This is a genomic window from Streptomyces sp. NPDC059455 (assembly GCF_042750115.1).
GTDB lineage: Bacteria > Actinomycetota > Actinomycetes > Streptomycetales > Streptomycetaceae > Streptomyces > Streptomyces endocoffeicus.
In genome coordinates, this window is record NZ_JBHYVB010000216.1 from 1 (window position 1) to 2,229 (window position 2,229).

Genomic DNA, 2,229 nt, shown 5'->3' on the forward strand with positions numbered 1-2,229 from the left:
ACCACCACCGCCCGATGCTCAAACACCGACCGCGCCGTAACCAACGACCACCCCACGTCGACCAACGAAAGCCCAGACGCACCCCCCACCCACTCGCCCAACGCCGCAGCCTGCCCCCGCAACGCCTCCACACTCCGACCCGACACCACCCACGAAACCGGGCCCATGTCCGAGCCCGAGGAGACCGGCTCGGTCGGTTCTTCCTCCTCAGGAGCCTGCTCCACAATCACATGCGCATTGGTGCCGCTGATCCCGAACGCGGACACCCCGGCCCGGCGTGGCCGCTCGTTCCTCGGCCACTCCACCGGGTCCGTGAGCAACCGCACCGCACCGCCGGACCAGTCCGCGTGCGGGGTCGGCTCATCGACGTGCAGCGTGGCGGGCAGCAGTTGATGGCGGAGGGCCATCACCATCTTGATGACACCGGCCACACCCGCCGCACCCTGCGTATGGCCGATGTTGGACTTCAGCGAGCCGAGCCACAGCGGCCGGTCCTCCGCCCGGTCCTGGCCGTACGCGGCGAGCAGCGCCTCGGCCTCGATCGGGTCGCCGAGCGTGGTGCCCGTGCCATGCGCCTCCACCGCATCTACCTCGGCGGACGACAACTGCGCGTTGACCAGCGCCTGGCGGATCACCCGCTGCTGCGATGGACCGTTCGGCGCGGTGAGCCCGTTCGACGCGCCGTCCTGGTTGATGGCCGAGCCACGGAGCACCGCCAGCACCTGGTGGCCGTTGCGCTGTGCGTCGGAGAGCCGTTCCAGCAGCAGGAGTCCCACGCCCTCCGAGAAGCCCGTGCCGTCCGCGGCGGCCGCGAAGGGCTTGCAGCGGCCGTCGGGGGCGAGGCCGCGCTGCCGGGAGAACTCGACGAAGGTGTTCGGGGTGGTCATGACGGTCACGCCACCGGCCAGGGCCAGGGTGCACTCGCCCTGCCGCAGTGCCTGGCAGGCCAGATGCATCGCGACCAGCGACGACGAACACGCCGTATCCACCGTCACCGCGGGCCCCTCCAGCCCGAGGGTGAAGGCCACCCGACCCGAGACGACGCTCAGGGTGTTTCCGGTGAGCAGATATCCTTCCGCGCTCTTTTCGATCTGCGGGGTGCCGAAGCCGAGGATTCCGGCGCCCGCGTAGACCCCGGTAGAGGTGCCCTTCAGTGAGGTGGGGTCGATTCCGGCACGTTCGAGCAATTCCCAGGATACTTCCAGCAGTTGGCGCTGCTGGGGTTCGGCCGCAAGGGCCTCGCGCGGGCTGATGCCGAAGAAGGTGGCGTCGAAGCCGTCGGCCCGGTCGAGGAATCCGCCGTGGCGGACATAGCTGGTGCCGGAGTGGTCGGGGTCCGGGTGGAACAGCCCGGACAGGTCCCAGCCGCGGTCGGTGGGAAACTCCCCGATCGCGTCCCCGCGCGAGGCGACCAGCTGCCACAGGTCCTCGGGCGAGGTGATTCCGCCGGGAAACCGACAGGCCATGCTGACGATGGCCACCGGCTCCTGGGAACGCTCCTCCATCTCGCGTAGCCGCCGACGCGTCTGCCCCAGATCGGCCGTGACCTTCTTGAGGTACTGGCGGAGCTTCTCTTCGGTACCCGACATCAGTTCCGCGCCTCCATCAGGGCAGTTCACGGTCAATGAGCTCGAACATCTCGTCGTCCGAGGCGGCTTCGAGGGCGTCGAAGTCGGTCGCGCCGGCCGGGTCGCCGGACCCGCCGCCGTTCCACTTCGCCAGCAGGGCGCCCAGGCGTTGGGCGATCCGCTGCCGGCCTTCGTCGTCGGTGTCGAGGGTGGCCAGGGTGGTGTCCAGCCTGGCCAGCTCGCCAAGGACGGGGTCGACGGCGTCCCGCCCCGGAGTGGCCCCGTCGCCGGGGGCCAGCCGTTCCAGCAGGTAGTCGGCGAGTACGGCCGCTTCCGGATAGTCGAAGACCATTCCGGCGGGCAGGCGCAGTCCGGTGGCGGCGGCGAGCCGGTTGCGCAGTTCGACGGCGGTCAGCGAGTCGAAGCCCAGCTCCTTGAAGCTGGCCTCTGCCTGCACGGCGTCCACATCGGCGTGTCCGAGCACCGTGGCGGCGTGGCCACGGACCAGGTTGAGGACGAGTCGGTGTCGTTCGGCCGTGGACAGGCCCGCGAGCCGGGCCCCCCAGTCGACCTGTCGGGGGGGGGGGGGGCGGGCCGCCGCCGGGCGCGCGCCCCCCGCCCCCCCGCCCCCCGGCGCGGCGCCGCGGGCGCCCGCGCGCGC

At 71.4% G+C, this 2,229-nt stretch carries 2 protein-coding genes; both read right to left on the minus strand.

Features of this window, described 5'->3' with window-relative positions; translation table 11 throughout:
* Positions 1–1,589, minus strand: a 1,589-nt coding sequence (locus tag ACFXB5_RS44745; RefSeq protein ID WP_385219600.1) for a type I polyketide synthase, incomplete at its 3' end; no start/stop codon positions are given.
* A 16-nt stretch (positions 1,590–1,605) separates the two neighbouring features.
* A partial coding sequence (locus ACFXB5_RS44750) for an acyl carrier protein (RefSeq protein ID WP_385219602.1) occupies positions 1,606–2,229 on the minus strand: 624 nt, incomplete at its 5' end.